At 52.7% G+C, this 23,241-nt stretch carries 19 protein-coding genes; 14 read left to right on the plus strand and 5 right to left on the minus strand.

Translation table 11 applies throughout. The features are described from left to right. The first annotated feature begins 5 nt into the window (after positions 1-5). From N24_RS14950 to N24_RS14965, 4 genes are all read left to right on the plus strand, one after another. The gene (locus N24_RS14950) at positions 6-209 is read left to right on the plus strand and encodes a DUF2613 domain-containing protein (RefSeq protein WP_096458887.1); all 204 of its coding nucleotides are present in this window, start codon (positions 6-8) and stop codon (positions 207-209) included. Continuing rightward, the gene (locus tag N24_RS14955; RefSeq protein ID WP_096458891.1) at positions 187-3,312 is read left to right on the plus strand and encodes a DUF3367 domain-containing protein; all 3,126 of its coding nucleotides are present in this window, start codon (positions 187-189) and stop codon (positions 3,310-3,312) included. Before N24_RS14950 ends, N24_RS14955 begins: the two co-directional genes overlap by 23 nt. A gap of 360 nt (positions 3,313-3,672) precedes the next feature. Further along, positions 3,673-4,812, plus strand: coding sequence for an ImmA/IrrE family metallo-endopeptidase (locus tag N24_RS14960; RefSeq protein ID WP_096458894.1), 1,140 nt, complete (start codon positions 3,673-3,675; stop codon positions 4,810-4,812). After that, entirely contained in the window at positions 4,812-5,306 is a 495-nt protein-coding gene (locus N24_RS14965; protein ID WP_096458897.1) for a DUF4411 family protein, read from the plus strand. Before N24_RS14960 ends, N24_RS14965 begins: the two co-directional genes overlap by 1 nt. Before the next feature lie 255 nt (positions 5,307-5,561). On the opposite strand, the gene N24_RS14970 is transcribed toward N24_RS14965, so the two are convergent. After that, the gene (locus tag N24_RS14970; RefSeq protein ID WP_096458900.1) at positions 5,562-6,620 is read right to left on the minus strand and encodes an acyltransferase family protein; all 1,059 of its coding nucleotides are present in this window, start codon (positions 6,618-6,620) and stop codon (positions 5,562-5,564) included. Between the two features lie 42 nt (positions 6,621-6,662). Between N24_RS14970 and N24_RS14975 the strand changes: the two genes are divergently transcribed. Continuing rightward, positions 6,663-7,481, plus strand: a complete 819-nt coding sequence (locus N24_RS14975) for a porin PorA family protein (RefSeq protein WP_096458903.1) — start codon at positions 6,663-6,665, stop codon at positions 7,479-7,481. A gap of 5 nt (positions 7,482-7,486) precedes the next feature. After that, entirely contained in the window at positions 7,487-8,911 is a 1,425-nt protein-coding gene (locus N24_RS14980) for a hypothetical protein (protein ID WP_096458906.1), read from the plus strand. Between the two features lie 388 nt (positions 8,912-9,299). Here the strand turns inward: N24_RS14980 and N24_RS14985 are convergent, their stop codons facing one another. Further along, the gene (locus N24_RS14985; protein ID WP_096458909.1) at positions 9,300-10,403 is read right to left on the minus strand and encodes a glycosyltransferase family 4 protein; all 1,104 of its coding nucleotides are present in this window, start codon (positions 10,401-10,403) and stop codon (positions 9,300-9,302) included. A gap of 46 nt (positions 10,404-10,449) precedes the next feature. On the opposite strand from N24_RS14985, the gene N24_RS14990 reads away from it, so the two are divergent. Beyond that, complete coding sequence (locus N24_RS14990) at positions 10,450-11,019, plus strand: hypothetical protein (protein ID WP_167382140.1); 570 nt, start codon at positions 10,450-10,452, stop codon at positions 11,017-11,019. Next, entirely contained in the window at positions 11,020-11,829 is an 810-nt protein-coding gene (locus N24_RS14995) for a class I SAM-dependent methyltransferase (protein ID WP_096458915.1), read from the plus strand. It abuts the gene before it with no gap. Positions 11,830-11,957: 128 nt separating this feature from the next. Here N24_RS14995 and N24_RS15000 read toward each other — a convergent pair whose 3' ends face one another. Beyond that, positions 11,958-13,790, minus strand: a complete 1,833-nt coding sequence (locus N24_RS15000) for a phosphoenolpyruvate carboxykinase (GTP) (RefSeq protein ID WP_096458918.1) — start codon at positions 13,788-13,790, stop codon at positions 11,958-11,960. A 416-nt stretch (positions 13,791-14,206) separates the two neighbouring features. After that, positions 14,207-14,335: a hypothetical protein gene (locus N24_RS16685; protein WP_269457471.1), complete on the minus strand. Its 129-nt coding sequence runs from the start codon at positions 14,333-14,335 to the stop codon at positions 14,207-14,209. Between the two features lie 299 nt (positions 14,336-14,634). On the opposite strand from N24_RS16685, the gene N24_RS15005 reads away from it, so the two are divergent. From N24_RS15005 to N24_RS15030, 6 genes are read left to right on the plus strand one after another with little or no spacing between them, the layout of a single operon-like run. After that, the gene (locus N24_RS15005) at positions 14,635-15,708 is read left to right on the plus strand and encodes a TDT family transporter (RefSeq protein WP_096458921.1); all 1,074 of its coding nucleotides are present in this window, start codon (positions 14,635-14,637) and stop codon (positions 15,706-15,708) included. Beyond that, entirely contained in the window at positions 15,708-16,475 is a 768-nt protein-coding gene (trmB, locus tag N24_RS15010) for a tRNA (guanosine(46)-N7)-methyltransferase TrmB (protein ID WP_096458924.1), read from the plus strand. The genes N24_RS15005 and trmB overlap by 1 nt, the downstream gene beginning before the upstream one ends. Further along, a complete protein-coding gene (locus N24_RS15015; RefSeq protein ID WP_096458927.1) occupies positions 16,475-17,161 on the plus strand; it encodes an NYN domain-containing protein in 687 nt (228 codons plus the stop codon). Before trmB ends, N24_RS15015 begins: the two co-directional genes overlap by 1 nt. 7 nt (positions 17,162-17,168) lie before the next feature. Next, positions 17,169-19,487: an MMPL family transporter gene (locus tag N24_RS15020; RefSeq protein WP_096458930.1), complete on the plus strand. Its 2,319-nt coding sequence runs from the start codon at positions 17,169-17,171 to the stop codon at positions 19,485-19,487. A gap of 4 nt (positions 19,488-19,491) precedes the next feature. Then, a complete protein-coding gene (locus N24_RS15025) occupies positions 19,492-20,577 on the plus strand; it encodes a lysylphosphatidylglycerol synthase transmembrane domain-containing protein (protein WP_096458933.1) in 1,086 nt (361 codons plus the stop codon). Next, the gene (locus tag N24_RS15030) at positions 20,574-20,939 is read left to right on the plus strand and encodes a DUF3054 domain-containing protein (RefSeq protein WP_096458936.1); all 366 of its coding nucleotides are present in this window, start codon (positions 20,574-20,576) and stop codon (positions 20,937-20,939) included. Before N24_RS15025 ends, N24_RS15030 begins: the two co-directional genes overlap by 4 nt. Positions 20,940-21,680: 741 nt before the next feature. On the opposite strand, the gene N24_RS15040 is transcribed toward N24_RS15030, so the two are convergent. Further along, complete coding sequence (locus tag N24_RS15040; protein WP_096458942.1) at positions 21,681-23,231, minus strand: acyl-CoA carboxylase subunit beta; 1,551 nt, start codon at positions 23,229-23,231, stop codon at positions 21,681-21,683. Positions 23,232-23,241 lie beyond the last annotated feature (10 nt).

Genomic DNA, 23,241 nt, shown 5'->3' on the forward strand with positions numbered 1-23,241 from the left:
ACGTCATGGCATACGAAACTGATTCCCTCAACCGACGCACCCTCGGACCAGCTATTGCAAGCGCAGTAGTCGGTATCGCTGTCGGCGCTGTTGCCGTTGCTGGGGTGTCAATGATCTCAGGGCAGGACACCGTTCCCACTGGCAATGCCGTAACTGCAGATAATGCCCTACTCGGCGGCCCTGAGTATGGTTCACGCGAAGCAGACTAAAACCCCACTGCCCCGTTTTCTTCACTCGGCGCATTTCTATGTGTGGATTGCGCTGGGTCTCCTGGTTTTTGCACAAGGTCCAGGCCTAGTTGCCGCAGATACCAAACTGGATTTACTGCTTAACCCCGCAGGTTTTTTATCCGGCGCTCTTCATGCCTGGACTGATACTTTTACTCTTGGCCAACTGCAGAATCAGGCTTATGGGTATTTGTTCCCCCAAGGGTTTTTCTTCCTCATCACAGATTTCCTTCCTGATTGGATAGCGCAACGGCTGTGGTGGTGGCTTGTTCTTGGAGTGGGATTTTCGGGTTTTTATACGATGCTGTCCAGGCTGGGGGTCTCTGGAATCACCGGAGTCTCCGGTGTCTCTGGTATTGGGACTCCTGCATTCCGCCTGATCGCCGCATTATTGTTTGCTTTATCCCCACGCACGCTTACCACCCTGACTGCTATTTCTTCGGAAACCTGGCCAATCATGCTGGCACCGTGGGTGTGCGTGCCGTTGTTATCAAAAAACATCAACGCTCGTGCCATTGCACTTTCCTTACTTCCGGCAGCATGCATGGGTGCTGTCAATGCCACCGCCACGATGGCTGCGTTGATTCCAGCGGCATTGATTTTGCTGTACCGGGGATTATTCGGGCGACTGATCGTTTGGGGCATTGGAGTTTTAGCTGTTAATGCCTGGTGGATTGGCCCGCTGTTGGTCCTTGGGAAGTACGCCCCGCCGTTTACAGAATTTATCGAAAGCGCATCTGTAACCACCTCATGGCTTAATCCCGTAGAAATCTTACGGGGCACAACCAGTTGGACTCCTTTTGTGGATACCGAACGCCAGGCTGGTTATCTGCTGGTCAATGATGCTCTTTTTGTGTTTCTCAGCGTGGTGGTGGCAGCCCTTGGGTTGATTGGTCTCTCGCTGATGAAACACCGCGGACTGTGGGCTTTCATGCTGGCGGTTGGGTTGCTCATTCTCGGCAGCGCGCATCTTCCACCGGTCCAAGAATTCCTCGACGGCCCCGGTGCTGCGCTACGCAATATTCATAAATTTGATCTGTTGGTGCGCATGCCGTTGATGGTGGGGATTGCGGCGTTGGGTTCGCATATCGCGCTACCCTCCGCGAATACCAAGGCAGCAAATACCAAGGCAGCAACAACCAAGGCAGGTCTTCCAAAACGCCAGGCTGCAGGCTTACTCGTTGTGTTGATTGCCGCGGGCGCGCTTGCCCCAGCATGGTCTGCCCGCTTATTGCCGCAAGGAACGTGGGAGGAAGTTCCTGACTATTGGTACGAGGCCACGGAATTTCTCAATGAGAACGCCGCTGGAACCCGCACACTTATTTGGCCAAGCGCTCCATTTGCCCGCCAAGATTGGGGATGGACAAGGGACGAACCAGCCCAACCACTTCTTGATGTCCCCTGGGCTGTCCGCGACGCCATCCCGCTTGTTCCTCCGGAAGCGATCCGTGGGCTGGATGGGGTAAGTGATCTAGGCTCGCGCTTGAATGACGAAGCCTTAAAACGCCTCGGCATCGGCGCAGTGCTGGTCAGGCATGATTTGGAGGCCGACCCAGATATCGAGGTGGATCTGCCCGGAGAAAAATACACTTTCGGCCCCCAAGGCGAGGTCGATGTTTACCTCATCGACCCCGACCGGGATATGTGGATCACCTCTGACACAGAAGGTCCCCTGCCTACTGTCGCCGGCGGTGGCGAAATCCTCTCCCTCCTCGACACCCTCAACGGCTATTCCCCGCGCACATTGGTGGATGGAAACGCTCAAATCGTCACCGATACCCCGCAGCTCGTGGGCACAAATTACGGCGATGGTACCAGTTCCGCCGCTCTTGCCAGCGTGGCTGAAACCGAGGTGAAAAACCGCATCGTGGATTACCCTTCCGCAGGACCGATGACGCAAGTGGTGCAGGAGGGTTCCATCACGGCATCTTCCTCGGGTTCCGATGCCACTTCCTTCGGCGGCGCCGATCCTGATCGTTCCCTTAATTCACTTCTGGATCACCGCTACAACACGGCCTGGTACCCCACCCCTGGCGACACTTCCCCCTGGCTAGAAATCTCCGGCACCGGCACCACATTATCGATCTCCCCACGCGAAACCGTCACCGCCACCATCACATCCGGCGATTCCGTGATGGTCCGTGAGTTCGAAAAAGGTCGCACCACCACAGTCACATTGGCACAGCCTCATGCCCGCATCGAATTTGATAGTTTCGTAGGCATTTCTGAGCTCTCCTTAGAAGGCCTCAGCCGCACCATCACAGTGCCAGAAACCTCCCCTGACGTGCAGCAATTCGTTTTCCAACGTCTCACAGTCCCCACCTCATTCCTTGACCGCACCTTCACCGTCCCACGCCCCATGTCCGTCAACGTAGACGCACAATCCTGTATCACGCTGGAACTCGACGGCGAACGCATCAACTGCGGCCCCCTAGAACTCACCCCCGGCACCCATGAACTGCGCACGCAATCCGAATGGGTCACCCTCACCGAATCAGTGCCGCACGCCAGCGTGCAGCCAGCAACAACAAACATCGAGGCAGCACCCACCGACCGCATTTTAATCACCACGCGCGCGTTCAATTCAGGTACAAGCATGCTTATCGACGCCACCCCCCTCTCCCCCATCCAACTAGACGCCTCCTCCCAAGGTTTCATCATCCCAGCTGGCGTATCCGGCCAATTGAGTTTTACTTTCGACGGTGAAAAACCCTACAAACTGTCCCTTTTCGGCGGCGCGACCATTGCAGTACTTGTGGTGTTGGGGTGTGTGGTTGTGGGGAGGCGTCGAGAAGCAATGGTTTCGTGGCAGGACACCCGCAACGCGCCTTGGGCGGTGGTGGCACTCATCCCGGTGCTGGGGTGGTGGTTCATCCCGGCGGTCGCGGCGTGGCTGATCGTGCGGTTCACCCTCATCCCGAAATGGGTGCTAGCAGGGCTTCCGTTGATGATCTGCGGACTGTGGCTCGCCCAAGCCCCTTGGCCAGCGGCCTCCTACCCGGGGGATTCCCCAGCATTGGTTTTGCTCGCGGGAGTTTCAGTGGCGGCGCTGTTTGCAGGGGATTTAAGGCCTCCAAAATCTTAAAATGGGTGTCAGTTCATTCTGGCGATTCTAGGCGCTTAGAGACGATTCTAGAGGGGGTTCATTTTGGGGCCAGTGTGACAGGTGTGAAACCTGCCAGTTCACTGATCAAGAACTCACCACAAACGTGAGGTCCGACCTCAAAACCGAAAGAATTTTTGCATTTCATCCCCGCCGTGCTCCAATCCACCAATTTCCAAACCCATTAGCTAAAAAATGGTGAATCCTCACGCTTTTCGACCCCCAAAAGCGTGCCTCTCTCGACAAAGCCGAATCCGGCCAAGCTGATATTTTCCATCGCACCGCAATGGACAATCTTGACTAAGCTCAATAATAAAGATAGTTGATGAAACGAGGTGAGCCATGAGCGTTAGAGTCCCCATCAAGCCAAATGTTTTGGAATGGGCAATTCGAAAAACTGGTGCCCCAGTCGAGGAACTCGCTCAATCCTCTGATTTCAAAAACATCATTGAATGGCTCACAGAAGATAAAGCACCCACTGTTCGTCAGGCTGAGAAACTGGCCGCCAAAGCTGGTATTCCATACCCATTTTTGCTGCTGAATGAGCCAGTGCAGGATGAAATCCTGCTCCCAGATTTTCGAACCCGTGGAAACATCAGCATTACCAATCCAAGTCCTGAGCTGGAACAAGTAATCAATGACTGCACCGCCAGACTGGATTGGTACGTTGAATTTGCTCGGGATGAAGATCTGCTTCCGGTTGCACTAATTGAATCTGCTCACATATCTCAAAGTCCAGAGCAAACAGCAATTGAAGTCCGAGACGCGCTGGGGTGGGTTCCGGGACGCTATTCACTCGGAGAAACAGCGGTATCTAAACTGTCCGCTGCTATCGAAAACACAGGGATCCTTGTCATGCGTAGCGCGATGGTGAAAAACAATACAAAGCGTCCCCTTGATCAGGGTGAGTTTAGCGGCTTTACCCTGATCAACAACGGATTTGCGCTGATCTTTGTCAACGCAAAAGATACCAAAAGTGCACAACTGTTCAGCCTGGCGCACGAGCTTGGCCATGTGGTCACAGGCCAACCGGGTATCTCTGCAGAGCATTCTCCAAAATCTGAACTAGAAGTGGAGCGTTGGTGCAACAAGTTTGCCGCAGAGTTCCTCATCCCAGCTACTTACTTTGGTGAAATCTGGAGTGAAGAACATTCACCAACAGATGCTGTTTCCCGTATAGCTCAAAGAGTCGGAGCAAGCCCAGAAGCAGTGGTTTGGAGGGGAGTTGAACTTGGTTTTATTCCATCAGGAAATGCTCAATCTTTGATCAAAGAATGCAGCTACGACGGCCCGCGGAAAACCCCTGACGGTGGAAATGGACTAAACAATATTCGACCGCGAATCGGCCAAAGATTTCTAGCAGCTGTATCAAGTGTCATCGGAACAGATCTGCTTTCAATTACGGATGCCATGTACTACCTGGGGACAAAGAACCGGGAGACTGTGCGTGATCTTATGTCCCCGAGGGAGAAATCTGCATAGTGTACTTGCTCGATGCCAACATTTTAATGACTGCAGCAGACTCTCATTATCCACACGATGTTGTACCGGGTTTTTGGACACAAATTTTGGATTCTTTAGCTACCGGAGAATCCAAAATTCCAGAGTCCGTCCACAAAGAATTGATTGCATATAGAGCAAAATGGGTCAGTACCTGGACAAAGACCAACGCAGCACCGGAGTTCATTCTTAACGAGGATTCAGCTCAAATCCAAGAACTAGCACTCATCACAAACTGGGTGATCAACATTAGGCAACCACCTTTTAAAATCTCAGATCGAAACCGATTCCTTAGCGGTGCTGACCCACGCATCATCGCAGTCGCTGCAGTGACAAAATCAACAATAGTTACTTATGAAAAACCTGCCGTCGACCCCACATCTCGAAAGGTAAAGATTCCTGATGTAGCTGCCCAATTTGGGGTTTCATGTGTTACTCCAATAGAGATGCTGCGCGGGTGTAATCGAGTAATCTAGAAAGTCCCGTGTTCCTTTTGGGGAATCAGACAGTCTGATTTTCGTTCCTCGGGACCTCACAAATATCTAGTAGAGGAGCTCCCAAGTGGTTTCCTCCCAATATTGTTCCGGGTCATACCTGGGTGCCGATTCAACATTTTTCGAACCCATTAGCTAAAAAATGGTGAATCCTCACGCTTTTCGACCCCCAAAAGCGTGCCAATTCAACATTTTTCCAAGCACCCTCCCCGAAAATGGTGAATCCTAACAAGCCCTTTAGCTACTGAAACGCCGAACCCACCGCATGATGGGCTCTTCAATAAATGTGTAGCTGATGGCTGCCACTGGAATGGTCAAAGCTACCGTCACAATGAATACCAACAGGAAGTGTCCACTAAATAAGGGAATTCCCAGCAGTGGAAACACAATGGTCAGCACGGGTAGATGCCACAGAAAAATAGAATATGACCAGGTGCCAAGAGTTTTCATCCACGCAGAATCAAGCAACCGTGAGGGCGCACCCAACGCGAAAGGCACTACTAAAAATCCTGCAAATAGTGTGCCCGCCAGAATCCTTAAGTTAAATTCCCAGGGACTGGGGTGCACCAAACCTAACGGCCCGTACCACTCTTGACCTGCAATCCAAGCCACCACTAATGCTAGAACCACCCACACAACGTTCGGCACACGGGGGAACCGAATGCCTTCAATTTCTGCCGCGATCATGCCAATTGCAAACCAACACATATACGCAGGTGGCCAGATCTGCATGTTCGCCCAACCCTCGTCCAACGCATGCTCGACAAGGGGGATCCACGGCCAGACCAAACTTAATGCTGCGCCACCGGTAATCAACGCAAGACGCACCGGCTTACCAAACCTGTCCAAAATCCAGGCCAATAGTGGAATCACCAGGTAAAAGGCCACTTCCACGCATAGGGACCACAGGTGGGTTAGTCCTGTCATGAGTCCTTCGGGCCAGTAGATTTGGGTCATCGTGAGGTTGGCAAGCCATGGACCTGAGGGGATAAATAGCAGTACTGCGATCACTGTGGCCCAATATGCAGGCATGATGCGGGCTAGGCGTTTGAGGTAGTAGAGTCCCACTGGTTGCCCGGCGCGGCGTCGCCACAGGACAAAGGCGGAAAGTGCGAAGAATACGGCGACGAAGAAGTCGAATCGTGCCAGTATTGCACCGATGTGTGTGGCCGGGTCTACTGAGGTTTGAAAAGCAACGTGGGTTGCCAATACACCCAGGGAGGCGATTGCGCGCAGTCCCTCGAGTGAGCTGATGAATCCGCGGTGGCGGATGGGTGCATATGATTGGGTAGACATTATTTCAACATGCGAGTTTAGCGGAAAGGTGTGGGCTCTTTGATGAAGCGATCTGCAGCGGTCCTCATTATTGTGGGTGTGCTGTTCCTCATTTTTGCCTTCACGGTACCGCCGTATGTTACAGGTCAGGCGCGCACCATTCCTAAGGATTTGGATCTGACGTTGGTAAGTGAAAGTCCGCAGGGTTTTACTCGTTCGGAGCATATTGTTACCTCGCCGACTGATAAGATCGATGAGATTGCAACGCATGTGGAATCCACTTTCACTGATGCGCAGGGGCGAACGGTTGCAAATATTACTGATGATGTGGTGTTGATCGGCCATTCGCGTTACCCGGTGATTAAACCAACTGCGTCTATTTCGGGGTCGCCTGCTGATAGCAGTAATGCGGTACGGACTGGTTTGCACTATTTCTTCCCCGCAAACACTTTGCGTAATTCTTATCCTTTCTATGACATTGTGTTGGGCGAGGATTATCCGCTGGATTTTGTTTCCCGCGAGGACAATACTTATACCTTCTACCAGCATCTTCGTTATCTTCCACTGGATGAGACTCATAAGTATTCGGTGGAGCGTACCCTTCAGGTGGATCGTTTTTCCGGCATTATTGTGTCCAAAGATGAGGCGCTCACGTTTCATGGCCCAGATGGCGATGACACCGTAGAGTTCACTTATACTGCGGAAACATCGGAGCTTCTGCAAAAAAATGCTCACGATATTGATCAGCGATTGTCGTGGGCTAAAGGTTTGGATTTCTTCTCTAAATTCTTTGGTTTGCTGTTGCTTGCCATTGGTGTGTTTAGCACCGGAATTTTCAGAAAAGGCCAATTGATGAGCGCCGTAAACAAGCTCAGGAGCTAAATGCGATGACTCCGACCCGGCAGATCGCGTTGTGGGCGTGGACGACTGTGCTTTTGGGGTCGTTGTTGTGGCCATTGGCGTCTGCCGGTGAGTTGTTGTTGCGTGACATGTCTGTGGTGGATCATCCGGCGTTGTCGCTGAATGCGCTGGGGTTTGGTGATTTGCCGTCGCGTAATGCTCCGCAGGATGGTGTGCTGGCGCTGTTGAATTTCCTGCCGGTGAGTTGGCTTGTGCGTGGCATGTTGCTTGGGGCTGGTTTTGCGGGCGCGTGGGGTGCGATGCAGCTGGGGCCGTCGAAATTTTTGGCCGTTACCGTGGCGATTTACAACCCGCTCGTGGTTGAGCGCCTGCTGCAGGGGCATTGGTCGTTGGTCATGGCAGTGTGGTTGTTGCCGCTGGTTGTGGCGTTGCGGAAGCATCCCCGCTGGCAGGTAGTTGCGATTTGGGCGGCGTCGCTCACGCCGACGGGTGCGGTGGTTGCGGGGGTCACTGGCGTAGCCAGTTCAAAAAGAAAATGCTTTACGACGCTTTTTTCCTTCCTTTCGTGGCTTCCTTGGTTAATTCCTGCGCTTCTTGCCACCCCAACCTCTGGTGGTGCGCTGACTTTTGCGATTCGTGCTGAAACATTTGCAGGAACGTTGGGAACTGCGCTGGGTCTGGGTGGCATTTGGAATGCAGGGGCTGTTCCAGCCTCCCGTGACGCTGGGTTCGCGGTTGTGGGAATCTTACTTTTTGTCATTTTGCTAGCGGGTTTTAAAAACTGTCCATGGGTCCTCGGACTCTTGGCAGTTGTTGGCATGGTTGGTGCGGTCGGCCCGTGGCTGTTGCCAAATTTGTTTACGTGGACCATCGCGTATGTGCCTGGCGCTGCGCTGTTTAGAGATTCCCAAAAGCTCCTCATGTTTGCAGTTCCCGCCTATGTGTGTTTGGCAGCCGGTGTGAAACACCCGTTGTCGTGGGTCGCTACCGGGTTGGCGTTGCTGCAAATTCCAGATGCACCCCGTGAAGTCGCAGTGATGCGCCCCAGTTCAGCGCATGTGGAATCAGTAAAAGCGCTAGCAGAGCTTGCCGACGACCGCGACACCCTCATCATCGGCTCTACCTCTCTTGCTACCAGGGAAGATGGCATACCAGTGGTGGATCCTCGAACCAAAGCATTATCAGTAGTTGAGTCCGGTGAATTACGTGTAGATGGCATCATCACCGACGCTCCCTCCCAGCGCTGGACTGATGCAATGCAGGCGTGGTCGGCAGGTGATCTTGAGCGTCTTGAACAGCTTGGCATTGGTGTTGTGATCAATGGCGACGACGTCATCGAAACCAATGCGCCCCCACAGCGTGGCTGGAAATTCTATCTTGGTGTTGGCTTAACAATCTTGTGGATGGCTCTGCCACTTGGACTACTTTTTCGACGCAAGGCCAAGCAGTAGTGGTACCCGCGGTGTCCCATTGCGGCATAAGACCAAACACAGAGACCCAGAAATCACATTTTCGACGTTTGTGGGTCTCCTAGTTTGGTGTATCGCTCTCAATACCAAACACAGAGACCCAGAATTTAAGTTTTTGAAGATTCTGGGTCTCCTGGTTTGGTCGCTCTCAAATTTAAGCCCTTACCCTGAAAAGTCATACCTCCCCAGCAGCGCTTTTAACGGGTTTTCAAGGTCAAGTGCATGCATAAGCTCATCTAAGAAAACTCGAGGCTTTAAACAAGGCGATAAACGCTAACGCGCTTTTTCAGAGAGCCAGTAGGAGATTGATCCAAGTCGGGTCTATCTTGGCGTTGGCTTAACGATCTTGTGGATGGCTCTGCCGCTTGGACTACTTTTTCGACGCAAGGCCAAGAAGTAGTTCCTCAAACTGGGTGCCCGCGGTGTCCCAACTGTAGTTTTCGGCGCGCTCTTTGGCGCGGGTGCCGAGGTGGGTGCGGAGGGGGGCGTCGAAAAGCAGCTTTTTGGTTGCTGAAATGAGTTCGGCCTTGGAGTCGACGAGCAGGCCGGTTTCGCCGTCGACGATGGAGTCGCGCAGACCGCCGGAATTGCGGTAGCCGATCGTGGGGACGCTGTGCTGCGCGGCTTCTGTTACCGCCAGGCCCCAACCTTCCTTGCGAGACGGCATGAGGTGGACCGTGGCGCGCTCCAACAGTGCGTGCTTATGATCCTCGGCGACCTGGCCGTGGAAAATCACGCGGTCACTGACTCCTAAAGTCTGGGCATAATCCACGAGTTCTTCCTGCCACCAGCCGCTACCCACGACATCCAAGACCACCCCATCAAGGGCTGCGACCACATCCATGGCATGTTCAATCTGCTTATGTGGCACCAAACGGGACAAGGTCACCACGTGTTGGCCGTCGCGGTCCAGGCGCGGAATGTGTGGCGGAACTGGATCCACACCATTGCGCACAATATGAATCTGCTGCGGATTCACACCCAGCGCAATTAACTCCTGCGCGCTGGGTTCAGACACCGTCACATACGGCGCTTTTTTGTAAGCACGTGGCGCAATTCGGCTTTCAATCAACCACCCCACCTGCGCTAAAACCGGGCCCACCACCGGCCACTGTTCCTTGTGACAATGGTGCGTGAGCAAAATGGTGGGCTTGCCGGAAAACAGCTTCCCAAAAAACGGAATGCCATTTTGCGTATCCACCACCACGTCAACCTTGGAAAACGTACCGATCCCCACACTCCCCAACATCATGGCAACCCACGCCTTCGGATACACACTAAATTTCCCACCGCTTCGGGAATACCTCACACCATCGCGAAAAGAACGCCTCGGCGCATCAGTGTGCCCAGCTGTACGAAACACCACCTCATGGCCTTGTTTCGCCAAAAACTCACCCACCCGTTCAAGGTAGCGTTCACTTCCGCCACCTTGAGGATGAGTGGTATCACGCCAGCACAACAAAAGGATCTTCATAGGGTTATTCAGTCTAGCGGCTTTTAAACAAGTCATAATGGAAGCCATGTCCACAACGATCACCGTTTTCTCCCCCACCCACTCACCCGCACAAATCCGCGAAATCATTCTCAGCGCAGCAAAAGAAGACGACGTTGACTTTTTAGGCGTTCCTTTTACCCACCCCAGAAACGTCACCATTGAGATCGACGACGATCTCATCAACGACTGCCTCGGCTGGCTCGACGATGTTGCACTCGCCTCTGGACTAGGCATTCAATACGATGACGAAATACTCCGTTACGGCGACGAAGACATCGCATTTACCACCCAAACCAAAGGTGACGACGACGCCCGCATTGGCGCCTCCCGCCTCGGTTTAGAACACCTCCTAAACTCCATTGCTGATGACGATGACTACCTCAAAATCGCACAGTTCGATATAGAAAACCCCGCCGATGAATCCACCTATATTTCCGCACGAAGCCTAAGCGAAGTAGACGGATGGACCTTAGAATTCGGTGTCGCTGGAGTACGAAACACCACCATTGTGGCCTCCACCGATGATGCGATCACCACCATGTTGCGCTGGATGAACGGCGAGGACATCCGGGATCTCAACTGGACTCGCGTCTAAATGGTGAGGCTCTCAAGGTTTCCCGGGTTTTTGGGGCTTCCCGGGTTTTTGGGGTTTCCTGCGCTGCGTCGTTTGGCCACTTTGCGTAGGTCGTGGGGGTTGCTCACTGATTTCAAATTTGAGCAAACCCGACCTGATATTTTCTACGGCAACCTAGCCAAAGACACCTCAAATTTGGTGGAGGCGTTGTGTGAAGACTGTGTTGGCAAGGGGCTGGATGGGCTCAAGGTGCTTGATGTTGGTGGCGGACCAGGATACTTTGCCACAGCCTTTGAACAACGAGGTAGCACTTACTTTTCCGTAGAGCCCGATGTTGGGGAAATGTCAGCTGCAGGCATCGATGTCCATGGTTCAGTGCGCGGTTCAGGCCTTGACTTACCTTTTCAATCAGAAACCTTTGACGTGGTGTATTCCTCTAACGTGGCTGAACACGTGGCACAGCCGTGGAGAATGGGCGAAGAAATGCTGCGGGTGACCAACAGTGGTGGTCTTGCCATTTTGAGTTACACCGTTTGGTTAGGCCCATTCGGTGGTCATGAAACCGGATTGTGGGAACACTACATTGGTGGGGCATTTGCCAGGGATCGCTATACAAAAAAGCATGGGCATCCTCCCAAGAACGTTTTCGGGGAATCACTGTTTAATGTTTCCTGCCGGGAGGGGCTTGAATGGGGAGCTTCAGTAGCAGATGCTCAGCTTGTGGCTGCATTTCCTCGCTATCACCCAAGTTGGGCGTGGTGGATGGTGAAAGTACCAGTTCTGCGGGAATTCGCCGTGAGTAATTTGGTGCTGGTGTTTAGAAAAGATTGAGTGCACTTGTGCGCTGCCGGGAAACTGCCGGAGGGCGTCGACAAGCAATTTTTGTGTCTAAAGTTTAAACATAAAAGTAGGGCTCCCACTGCAATCTTGTGCGGTGGGAGCCCTACTATTTTTAGTTCTTAAGCCTGAGCTGCGGTAATGCGAGCCTTCAGTGCGTCGAACTGGCTGTGAACCTCTGCAGGAACACGTGGTCCAAGGAAGGTGAGGTACTCTGCGTTGTCCTCAACATCGTTTGCCCACAGCTCAGCTGGAGCGGAAAGTGCTTCCTTGACATCCTCGATTGGGGTGTCGAGGCCTTCAAGATCAAGGTCTTCAGCCTTAGCAGTGTGGCCCACAACGGTCTCTTCTGCGCCAACACGGCCTTCGATGCGATCAATAACCCACTTCAGAACGCGGGAGTTGTCGCCGAAGCCAGGCCACAGGAAGCGACCATCTTCGCCACGGCGGAACCAGTTGACCAGGAAGATGGATGGCAGCTTGTCGCCACCCTTGTTGCCCATATCGATCCAGTTCTGCAGGTACTCACCGGCGTTGTAGCCAATGAATGGGAGCATTGCCATTGGGTCGTGGCGCAGTGCACCAACCTTTGCCTCTGCAGAAGCTGCGGTCTGACCGGATGCGAGCAGTGCACCAACCATGGTGCCGTGCTCCCAGTCGAAGGTCTGGGTAACCAGTGGGACAGTGTCTGCACGACGTCCACCGAAGAGAATTGCGTCGATCTTAACGCCCTTCCAATCGTTGAACTCAGGTGCAGCTGCTGGGGACTGATCAATTGCTACGCAGTAACGGGAGTTAGGGTGAGCTGCTGCTTCATCAGACTCAGGGGTCCAATCATTGCCCTTCCAGTCGATGAGGTGAGCTGGCGCGTCCCCATCCATGCCTTCCCACCAAATGTCGCCATCATCAGTTAGTGCAACGTTCGTGAACAAGGTGTTGCCTGGTTCCATGGTCTTCATCGCAATTGGGTTGGATGCGTAGTTGGTGCCTGGAGCAACACCGAAGAAACCATTTTCTGGGTTTACTGCGTAAAGGCCGTCTTCGCGGAGCTTCAGCCACGCAATGTCATCACCAACAACCTGAGCGGTCCAACCTGGGATGGTTGGGGTGATCATAGCGAGGTTGGTTTTACCACATGCGGATGGGAATGCCGCTGCGATGTGGTACGCCTTGCCCTCTGGGTTGATCAGCTTCAGGATGAGCATGTGCTCAGCCATCCAGCCCTCTTCACGTGCCATAACAGAAGCAATACGCAGTGCGTAGCACTTCTTAGCCAGGATGGCGTTTCCGCCGTAACCGGAACCGTAGGACCAAATTTCCTTGGTCTCTGGGAACTGGGTGATGTATTTGGTGTCGTTGCAAGGCCATGCAACGTCTTCTTGACCTGGCTCCAAAGGTGCACCAACGGAGTGCAGGCACTTAACGAAGCTGCCGTTTTCACCAATCTTGTCCAGTGCTTCTGCACCCATGCGGGTCATGATGCGCATGGACATAACAACATATGCGGAGTCAGTAAGCTGCACACCAAGCTTTGGATCTGGATCGCTAATAGGGCCCATACAGAAAGGCACAACATACATGGTGCGACCCTTCATGGATCCGGCGTAATGCTTGGACATTTCGTCCTTCATTGCCTGTGGTGGAGCCCAGTTATTAGTTGGGCCTGCATCTTCTTCCTTCTCAGAGCAAATGAAGGTGCGGGACTCAACACGAGCAACGTCGGAAGGATTGGAACGCGCTAAGTAGCTATTTGGACGCTTTTCCTCGTTGAGCTTGATCAGGGTTCCGGCTTGAACAAGATCCTCCGCCATGCGGTCCCACTCAGCTTGGGATCCATCAACGAACACAACGGACTCAGGCTGGAAGAGCTCGACGGCGTCTGCGATCCAGTTCAGCAGTTCCTTGTTCTTGGTAGGAGCCTCACCCTGAAGGCCCTTGATTGCAGCAGTAGTCATAACTTCTCCAGATTTGTGTCATTCGACAGAGTTCTCGTCCCCTAGCGTAGCTTTCTAATACCGAACTAGTTAAAAAGTCGAGTGAGACAACGGCCACATTTGTCATTACCAGTGCGCCTACCCCCTGCCCACGCGCATCTACACGCCTTCTCTAATGCAAGAGTCGTCATATGGGTAACCTAATTTGGGGGTGATTTTCCACTTGAGGATTCAACGTTTTCCGTTAGTTCATTTCCCATCAATGGCGATATGAAACAAATTTCCATACTGCTGACACATTCGATCGCGCATTTCCTTAAAACTGTGGCAGTAAAACTCTTAACATTCGGACAAAGTATGTCAAAACGCCGAGAACAGCGCCAATGGTAATCCCTTTCCCTAATTATTAGGGGAGAAATTTTGGCAAAGTTGGCCAATTACAGCACCCGAAAACCTAAAACCACATTCACTTCCACATTTTTGCCCGCACCGCCATACCCCACCCCTGCCCAGGCAAAGAAATCAGTGAATTCTTGGTCAGATTTTCCAACCAGAATCCTCTTCATTCCTTGATCCAATACGCTAAACGTACACCACTAAACCCATACTGGTTATATCCAGTTGGTCCAGTTTTAAGCCTCCAATGAAGCTTCACTTTGACTCGCATAAGCACACCTCCCTAAATCTCCCGCCAGCAAGAAGAGTGTGCAGAAGCGGCAAAGTATAAAATTAACAAACATTGCAAAAATGAATCCACACATTCGCGAAACTGCAAGTTTCAGACAGCCAGGTCGAGACCAGTACCCTGACGTCCCAAACCTCCTCATTAGCGCTTCCACTTCCCCCAAGGCTTAAAGTATTGGACATGCCCAAAACCCCTTCGACGAAGAACTATGCAGCAGTCTTACCGCTACCGGGCCCAGCGTGGGCAGGTTCTCTCATGGGCATCTCACTCTTGTCATCACTACTTAAAACTCATGGTTTCCCTTTCGCCGCGGATGCCTTTTTCACCCTCGCGTGCATCGTCGCCGTTGTCATCATCGGCGGCTGGCTCATCTACCGCTCACCACGTTTTAAAACAGAGGTCATGCCGGCATGGGCAATGCTCTCTATGGGACTGATCGCTTTGGGCAGTGCCAGCACGAGCGTTTTAGGGGATAACTATTGGGAATTTATGTTCTTTTGTTGGGCCAGTGGAACAATAATCGGACTTGTCGCTTATTCCTTATATACAAGTGCGCTTTTGCGCGGCACCGCTGGCACTCCCTCATTTACATGGGGCTTGCCTTTGGTTACTCCCATGGTGGCTTCAACCTCAGCAGCGCAACTTCATGATCACTATGGTTCCACCCCATTGTTGTGGATTTCTTTTGCTCTTTTCCTTTCCACGTTGGCCGTGGCACCGCTTGTTTTCGCTCGAGTGTATTTTTATTACTTCAGCCCACATGGGCCGCGCATCCCACTCATGGCCACGCCAACGTCATGGATCCCTTTGGGAATGGTTGGTCAATCAACTGCAGCAGCGCAACTAATCGGGGACGCATTCACTTCCACAACCACAACACGTATCGCGATTATTTACGGCTTTGTCATGGGGATTATCAGCATCCCACTGGGAGCAATTGCACACTTTTTGTTTTATAAAGCCGTTGTGAAAGGCGCAACCTACAGCCCTACCTGGTGGGCAAGTACATTCCCTGTAGGTACCTTGAGTTTGGGCGCTCACTTTTTGGCCCAAAGCACTGAGCTGGCATTGTTTGATTACTTCAGCCTGTACTTATTGGCCTTGATGCTCTTTCATGTCATCGTGTCCACCATCGCCGGTACGATTGCTGTAACGAAACGAATCGTCGAAAAGCTTAATCTTCAAAGCTCAAATGATTCATCAAAGTTCATGCATATTGAAGTTTCACAGTTGAACAGGAAAAATAACAAATAATGTCTATTTCTGATAATTCCCGTGATCAATTAGGAGAACTGCCAGCCGGCCGACCTCTCCAATCCGATTTTGATAATGACCTCGACTACCCGCGCTTGGGAAGTGTCACGTTTAGGCGTGGCACCCTGACCGAAAATCAGCAAACCATGTGGGATGAAAAGTGGCCTGAGCTGGGTCGCATCCTCGAAGATGAGTTGATTGATCTTGATTCATGGTTTGGCCGCACAGGGGCTAAAACCATCGTTGAGATCGGCTCGGGCACCGGTACATCTACTGCTGCGATGGCACCTTTGGAAGCTGATACCAATATCGTTGCTGTCGAGCTGTACAAACCAGGCCTCGCTAAACTGATGGGCTCGGTTGTGCGCGGAGACATCAACAACGTGCGCATGGTGCGCGGAGACGGCATCGAAGTACTCAACCGAATGTTCGCGGATGAATCCCTCGATGGCATCCGCGTCTACTTCCCTGATCCTTGGCCAAAAGCGCGCCACAACAAACGTCGCATCATCCAATCTGGCCCATTGAACCTTTTTGCCAAGAAGCTTAAACCCGGTGGCGTGCTCCATGTTGCTACCGACCACGCTGATTACGCCGAGTGGATCAATGAGCTAGTTGAAGTCGAGCCTTTGTTGGAATACAAAGGCTGGCCATGGGCGGAATGCCCACAGCTGACTGATCGTCAGGTGATCACCAAGTTTGAAGGCAAAGGCTTGGAAAAAGATCACGTGATCAATGAGTACCTATGGCAGAAGGTGCAAAACTAATGTCTGATGTTCATGAGGTCATTCACAGCTACAACCCCACTGATAAAGAAGGACCAGAAAGTGTCCTTCTAGTGTGGGATGCACCGAACCTCGATATGGGTTTGGGTGCAATTCTTGGAGGCCGACCAACAGCTGCCTACCGTCCTCGTTTTGATGCCATTGGCCGGTGGCTACTTGCCCGCGCAGGCCGCCGAGCGCATGAACTTGGTCGACACATCGAACCAGAAGCCACGGTGTTTGCCAACATCACCCCAGGTGGTTCTGATGTCGTTCGGCCGTGGGTGGAAGCTCTCCGAAACGTTGGTTTTGCGGTCTTTGCTAAACCAAAGGTTGGCGAAGACTCTGATGTCGACCCAGACATGATTAACCACATCCAGAGGCGCTATGAAGAAGGAGTTCTTCGTGGCGTCATCGTGGCTAGTGCGGATGGTCAAAACTTCAGGGAAACCCTGGAAAAGCTCGTTGCAGAAGGCATTCCAGCCACGGTCATTGGATTCCACGAGCACGCATCTTGGGCGGTTGCCCATGAGACAATCGAGTTTGTTGATCTAGAGGAAATCCCCGGCGTATTCCGCGAACCACTTCCACGTGTCAGCCTGGATAATCTGCCAGAAGGCGGAGCATGGCTACAGCCATTCCGCCCGTTGACTGCCTTGTTGTCCAACCGCCACAATTCACAGGAGTAAACCACCCGTGTTCTCTAAATGGGGCCACTTTGCTTACAGGTATAGGCGCATTGTTCCGCTAGTTGTCATCGTTGCCATTTTGGCGCTGTTCGTTCTTTTCGGCTCCAAGTTGGGCGAACGCATGAGCCAAGAAGGTTGGGATGACCCTGGTTCATCCTCCACAGCTGCAGCAAGCATCGAGTTGGAGACCTTTGGGCGCGACAACGATGGCGACGTGGTGTTGTTATTTACTGCACCTGAAGGGACCTCGTTTGATGATCCAGAGGTTTTTGACAGCGTGTCTAGCTTTCTTGACGGGCTGGTAAGCAACAATCCTGATGAGATCAGCCAAGTAAATAGTTATTTTGATACCCGTAATCAAAATCTTCTCAGTGCGGATAAAACCCAAACCTTTGCAGCTCTTGGGCTTAAAGGTGACGGTGAGCAAACACTGAAAGATTTCCGCGCGATTGAAGATCAACTAACACCAGATAACCTTGCTGGCGGCGTGACAACAGAGGTCGCCGGAGCAACTGCCGTGGCCGATGCACTAGATGAAGGCATGGCTAGCGATATTGCACGAGCTGAAGTATTTGCCCTGCCGTTTGTGGCTGTCTTGTTGCTCATTGTTTTTGGATCCGTCGTAGCTGCAGCAATGCCACTGATCGTGGGCATTTTATCCATCCTGGGTTCTTTGGGAATCTTGGCTATTTTGGCTGGGTTCTTCCAAGTCAACGTCTTTGCCCAATCGGTGGTTACCTTGCTGGGCTTGGGTCTGGCCATTGATTATGGATTGTTCATGGTGTCTAGATTCCGTGAGGAAATGGACAAGGGCACCCCGATTGAACAGGCCGTTGCCACTACCACTGCCACTGCGGGCAAAACTGTGGTGTTTTCTGCCGCGATGGTAGCTGTGGCACTATCTGGGCTTTTCGTTTTCCCACAGGCATTTTTGAAATCGGTAGCGTTCGGCGCCATTTCTGCAGTCGGGCTTGCAGCGCTAATGTCCGTGACGGTCCTGCCGTCGCTGTTTGGCATGCTGGGTAAAAACATCGATAAGTGGAGCTTGCGTCGCACGGCACGCACGGCACGCCGTTTAGAAGACACCATTTGGTTCCGCGTCCCAGCATGGGCGATGCGCCATGCAAAGGCAGTGACTGTCGGTGTGGTGCTGCTATTGCTTGCCCTGACTGTGCCTTTAACAGGCGTGAAATTCGGTGGCATCAACGAAACCTATCTGCCACCGGCCAACGACACGCGCGTAGCCCAAGAGCGTTTCGACGAAGCCTTCCCCTCCTTCCGCACCGAGCCCATCAAGCTCGTTGTCACCGGGGCGGACAACAATCAGTTGATTGACATTTATGTCCAGGCCAACGAAGTAGAAGGACTTACTGACCGTTTCACCGCCGGTGCAACCACCGATGATGGCACCACCGTGCTTTCAGCTGGCATTCAAGACCGTTCCTTAAATGAGCAGGTGGTGCAGCAGCTTCGAGACATTTCTGTTCCTGAAGGCGTCGAAGTACACATCGGTGGCACCCCAGCCATGGAGATCGAGTCCATTGAAGCGCTCTTTGAGAAGCTTCCATGGATGGCCATCTACATTGTGTTGGCCACTTTCATCCTCATGTCTTTGGTTTTCGGTTCCATAATTTTGCCAGCCAAGGCGATCATCATGACCATTTTGGGTATGGGCGCAACGCTGGGTATTTTGACCCTGATGTTTGTGGACGGTGTGGGAGCCAGCGCCTTGAACTTCTCCCCTGGCCCACTGATGAGTCCCGTATTGGTCTTGATCATGGCAATTATTTACGGACTGTCCACAGACTACGAGGTTTTCCTGGTCTCACGCATGGTGGAAGCCCGCGACAAAGGTGAATCCACCGACGATGCCATCCGCTATGGCACTGCGCACACCGGATCAATCATTACCGCAGCGGCATTGATCATGATTGTTGTATGTGGTGCTTTCGGATTCTCAGAGATCGTGATGATGAAATACATTGCATTCGGCATGATCGCAGCGCTCATCTTGGACGCCACCATCATCCGCATGTTGCTGGTACCTGCAGTGATGCACCTGCTTCGCGACGACAACTGGTGGGCACCCGGCTTCGTGAAAAAGGCCTACACCGTGATGGGACACGGATCTGACGTAGAAGAACCAGCACGCCCAACCACCCGCAGGCTTAACGATGACGAGGAAGTCACCGTACATGAAGCCGTCGTCGCAGGCGATAGCATTGCATCCCGTGGCGGTATGAGCACACAAGAAAACCGCGATTTAGTCTCCTTCGTGGAGCTTAAAGCACGACTAGAAAAGCGCAGGCTTGAGGATCTAGATTAAATAAATGCGCGCAATTTTCAGCAACCCCTGGATTCGCTGGGCTTTGTCCCTTGCGATTCTAGGGGTGATCCTATTTTTCCTGCGCGATCAGCTGGAATTTTTAAAAATGGGCATCAAACAAATCCGCCACATTAGCCCCCTTGGACTCGCGCTCACAATGGTGGCACTTGTGCTTTCCTTCGTGGCGATGGCCAAAGTGATGCAAATTATGCTCAAAGCAGGTGGCACAACAACCACGCTGAAATCCACCACCGCGCTGACGTTTGCCTCTAATTCCTGGTCCGCGACACTTCCCGGCGGCCCCGCGTTCTCTGCGATTCTAACGTACAAAGTGCAGCGCAGCTGGGGTGCAAGTGCTGTGCTGTGCTCATGGTTTTTCTTACTCTCCAGTGCACTTTCCACCGTCTGGTTGGTGGCACTCGGTGTGATCGCGGTGTTTTTTATGGGGGCATCGCTTAATTTATGGTCACTGATCGCTACGCTTCTGGCCATGGTTGCACTCTCCGGTGCTGTTTATTGGGCAGCGAACAACCCTGATACCTTGGCGCGGTGGGTGCGAAAAATTGCAAAAAACAGGGAGGGGGGAATCGTCGAAAAGCTTCTTGGAAGCATTGAGCAGCTACGGTCCGTCGCACTCACGGGGCCGCAATTCGCCGCCAGCGCCGCCTGGTCTTTAGGCAATAGGCTTTTCGACGCCTTCTCCCTATGGATTTGCATCTGGGCCGTCACCGGAACCGCCCCCATGTTTGACGCAGAACCCAACAACACCACCATCGCCGGCGTACTCCTGGCCTACACCACCGCAAAAATCGCAGGCTCCATCCAAGCCACCCCAGGCGGAATCGGCCCTATCGAAGCCGCCTACATCGCAGCCCTGGTAGCAACCGGAATGACCGCCATCGAAGCCGCCGGAGCTGTCATAATCTACCGACTATGCTCTTTTATCATCATGGCGATTGTCGGATGGGTCATCTATTTTATCTACTTCACCCCCAAAGGCCTCAAGGCTAATGAAACCTCCGAAGTAGAACAGGATACGATTAACACAGACTCAAACCCACAGTCCGCAATTGAAAGGCCAGAAACGTGAACCGCTGGATGTCCTTACTGTGTGATTCCATCGCCATCGGTCTCTTCGCACTTTTTGCCCGGATCGCTCACCAAAGCCCCGACATGCCCCTAAACGTGCAAGGCTGGTTTTTCACATGGCTGCCCTTCCTCGCAGGAGTGTTCATCGCATACCTGGCCGTGATCCTTCCCGCCAAACTACCCAGTGAAATGATTCGCCCGGCAGGACTCATGGTGTGGATTCTAGCCGTCGTGGTGGGACTTGTAATTTGGGGATTCAACAACGGAGAAGTTCCGCACTGGTCATTCATGATCGTTGCCACCACCGCATCCGCCATTTTGGTCCTGGGATGGCGAGCACTGTTTAAAGTAACGATGCGCTAGTTTTGCTGGTTTGGTTCTTGCGTTAAGTTCGAGACCTCAACTGCGATTTCACCCTTTCGATTTCGCGTTTCCAATTTCTTATCCTCAATTTCGCATATTCGATACCAGTCGGTTTGGGGTGGAAATCCGACTGAAATCGGTGTTAAGAAATTGAGCTTGAGGTATCGGAGTCGCGGTATCGAACTTAAGAAATCGCCCTTTAGTGGCCGGCACACTGAGAGGCTTTTTAAGGCGTCGAAAATCCGCCATGAGCATTGGTATGGCTACACCTACTAAAGGCCCTTAGAAGCGATTCTGGAGTCTTAAGATTTTTTGGATCAGCCACCAAAATTTCGACCACCGACGCCAGACCAAACATACGTGACAAGAAATCCCGAAATCCCGAAACTTTGGCACGTATGTTTGGTGTGAGTCAGACCACGGTGCTCAAGACCCTCAAAAGCCGCATGCTGGGCATCTGCGTCCGGTCCTAACGCGTAAATACCAAACCAGGTCCAGAAAAACCGAAAGTAAGTTCCCGTGGTTTTGGTGCTGCCACCGGCTTTTGCCGAAATACAAAAATGGGAGCCCCCGAACATTTCGGCGGCTCCCACTTTTGGGGACTTAGTAGCTTAAAAAGCCCTGGATATACGGCAGAGTCGTGCTGAAAATATCAATACCTAGCAATAGAGCGATGATTGCCATTTCGGTCTCCTCTAGCAAATTGGTTACAGGGTTTCTATCTAAAAAATCCTTCAGGTGTTACATCGGCATGATGGTGTGCTTCTTATCGAGGTCGCGCACTGCTTTGTTTTCTAGCTGTCGCACGGCACGACGGAGCACCAGGCGGGTTTCTGCGGGTTCGATCATTGCGTCGATGTAGCCTCGTTCGGCGGCGACATAAGGGCTGGTCATGTTTTCGTCATAGAAGTCCATGAACAGTTTCTTCATGTATTCGCGCTGCTCTGGTGGGGCTGCTTCGAGTTGTTTGCCTTGGATCATCACGACGGCGGCGGCTGCACCCATCACTGCGATTTGCGCGGTTGGCCATGCGAAGTTGAGATCGCCGGTAAGGTTCTTGGATCCCATGACTGCGTATGCTCCGCCGTATGCTTTGCGCACGATGAGGGAGATTTTTGGCACGGTTGCTTCTACCACTGCGAATGCGAGTTTTGCACCGCGGTGAATCAGGCCAACTTTTTCCTGGTCGACGCCTGGTAGGTAGCCGGGGGTGTCAACGACGAAGATGATGGGGATGTTGTAGGCGTCGCAGATGCGGATGAAGCGGGCACCTTTGTCTGCTGCGTCGGCGTCGATGCAGCCTGCTTTGTCCATCGGTTGGTTGGCTACTACACCTACGGCTTTGCCATCGATGCGGGCGAAGGTGGTGATGAGGTTGGGGGCGTATTCCTCTTGGATTTCGAGGAGGTTGGAATCGTCGAAAAGCTTGGACAGCAGGTCGTGCATGTCGTAGCCCTGGTTGGTGTCGTCGGGCATGAAGGTGTTGAGCGATTCGTCGTAGGCGATTTCTTCATCGCTTGGCGCAGCAAAGACTGGTGCGGGATCGTTGCAGGTCAGTGGTAGGAAATCGAGAAGATCTTTGACCACATTGAGCGCTTCTTCTTCAGAAGATGCCAAGTAGGAGATGTTTCCGTTTTGCATTTGCTGCGCACCGCCACCGAGGTCGGCGGAGGTGATCTGTTCACCAGTGACCTCTTTGATGACGGCGGGGCCGGTGACATACATTTCGGTTTCGCCGTCGACACCAATGACAAAGTCGGTGGTCACTGGGGCATACACCGCACCTCCAGCGGATTTGCCCAGCATGATGGAGATCTGCGGGCTACGACCAGAGAGTGGAAGCTGACGGCGCGCGATTTCGGAGTACATTGCTAGAGAGGTGACGGCGTCCTGGATGCGGGCTCCGCCGGAATCCTGAATACCAATGACAGGGCAACCAATGCGGATCGCCATGTCCATGACTTCACTGACTTTACGTCCGAAAGTCTGTCCCACAGATCCGCCGTACACAGTTTTGTCGTGGGCGTAAATGGCAACGGGGCGGCCGTCGATGCGTCCGTAGCCAGTGACCACACCATCAGAGTAAGGCGCATCCGGCTCCCCCGGAGTGCGACCTAGTGCGCCGATCTCCACGAAGGATCCGGCATCAAGCAGCGCATCGATGCGTTGACGAGGGGTACTTCGACCTTCCTCATCGCGTTTGGTGCGTGCGCGTTCACTGCCTGGGTCTTTGGCGATTTCCAGGCGGGCGCGCAGATCCGCTAGCTTCTCTGCAGTAGTGGTTTTACTCAACTTCCGTCAG

It is taken from the genome of Corynebacterium suranareeae (assembly GCF_002355155.1).
Classification (GTDB): Bacteria; Actinomycetota; Actinomycetes; order Mycobacteriales; family Mycobacteriaceae; genus Corynebacterium; species Corynebacterium suranareeae.

Excerpts from the sequence above, each read along its gene's own strand:
- N24_RS15015 (WP_096458927.1), top strand. The coding sequence starts at position 16,475 with ATGTCTGATGTTCATGAGGTCATTCACAGCTACAACCCCACTGATAAA.
- N24_RS14985 (WP_096458909.1), bottom strand. The coding sequence starts at position 10,403 with ATGAAGATCCTTTTGTTGTGCTGGCGTGATACCACTCATCCTCAAGGT.
- N24_RS14950 (WP_096458887.1), top strand. The coding sequence starts at position 6 with ATGGCATACGAAACTGATTCCCTCAACCGACGCACCCTCGGACCAGCT.
- N24_RS14975 (WP_096458903.1), top strand. The coding sequence starts at position 6,663 with ATGAAGCGATCTGCAGCGGTCCTCATTATTGTGGGTGTGCTGTTCCTC.
- N24_RS15025 (WP_096458933.1), top strand. The coding sequence starts at position 19,492 with ATGCGCGCAATTTTCAGCAACCCCTGGATTCGCTGGGCTTTGTCCCTT.
- N24_RS14995 (WP_096458915.1), top strand. The coding sequence starts at position 11,020 with ATGGTGAGGCTCTCAAGGTTTCCCGGGTTTTTGGGGCTTCCCGGGTTT.
- N24_RS15005 (WP_096458921.1), top strand. The coding sequence starts at position 14,635 with ATGCCCAAAACCCCTTCGACGAAGAACTATGCAGCAGTCTTACCGCTA.
- N24_RS14980 (WP_096458906.1), top strand. The coding sequence starts at position 7,487 with ATGACTCCGACCCGGCAGATCGCGTTGTGGGCGTGGACGACTGTGCTT.
- N24_RS16685 (WP_269457471.1), bottom strand. The coding sequence starts at position 14,335 with ATGAAGAGGATTCTGGTTGGAAAATCTGACCAAGAATTCACTGATTTC.
- N24_RS14955 (WP_096458891.1), top strand. The coding sequence starts at position 187 with ATGGTTCACGCGAAGCAGACTAAAACCCCACTGCCCCGTTTTCTTCAC.
- N24_RS14970 (WP_096458900.1), bottom strand. The coding sequence starts at position 6,620 with ATGTCTACCCAATCATATGCACCCATCCGCCACCGCGGATTCATCAGC.
- N24_RS14990 (WP_167382140.1), top strand. The coding sequence starts at position 10,450 with ATGTCCACAACGATCACCGTTTTCTCCCCCACCCACTCACCCGCACAA.
- N24_RS14960 (WP_096458894.1), top strand. The coding sequence starts at position 3,673 with ATGAGCGTTAGAGTCCCCATCAAGCCAAATGTTTTGGAATGGGCAATT.
- N24_RS15000 (WP_096458918.1), bottom strand. The coding sequence starts at position 13,790 with ATGACTACTGCTGCAATCAAGGGCCTTCAGGGTGAGGCTCCTACCAAG.
- trmB (WP_096458924.1), top strand. The coding sequence starts at position 15,708 with ATGTCTATTTCTGATAATTCCCGTGATCAATTAGGAGAACTGCCAGCC.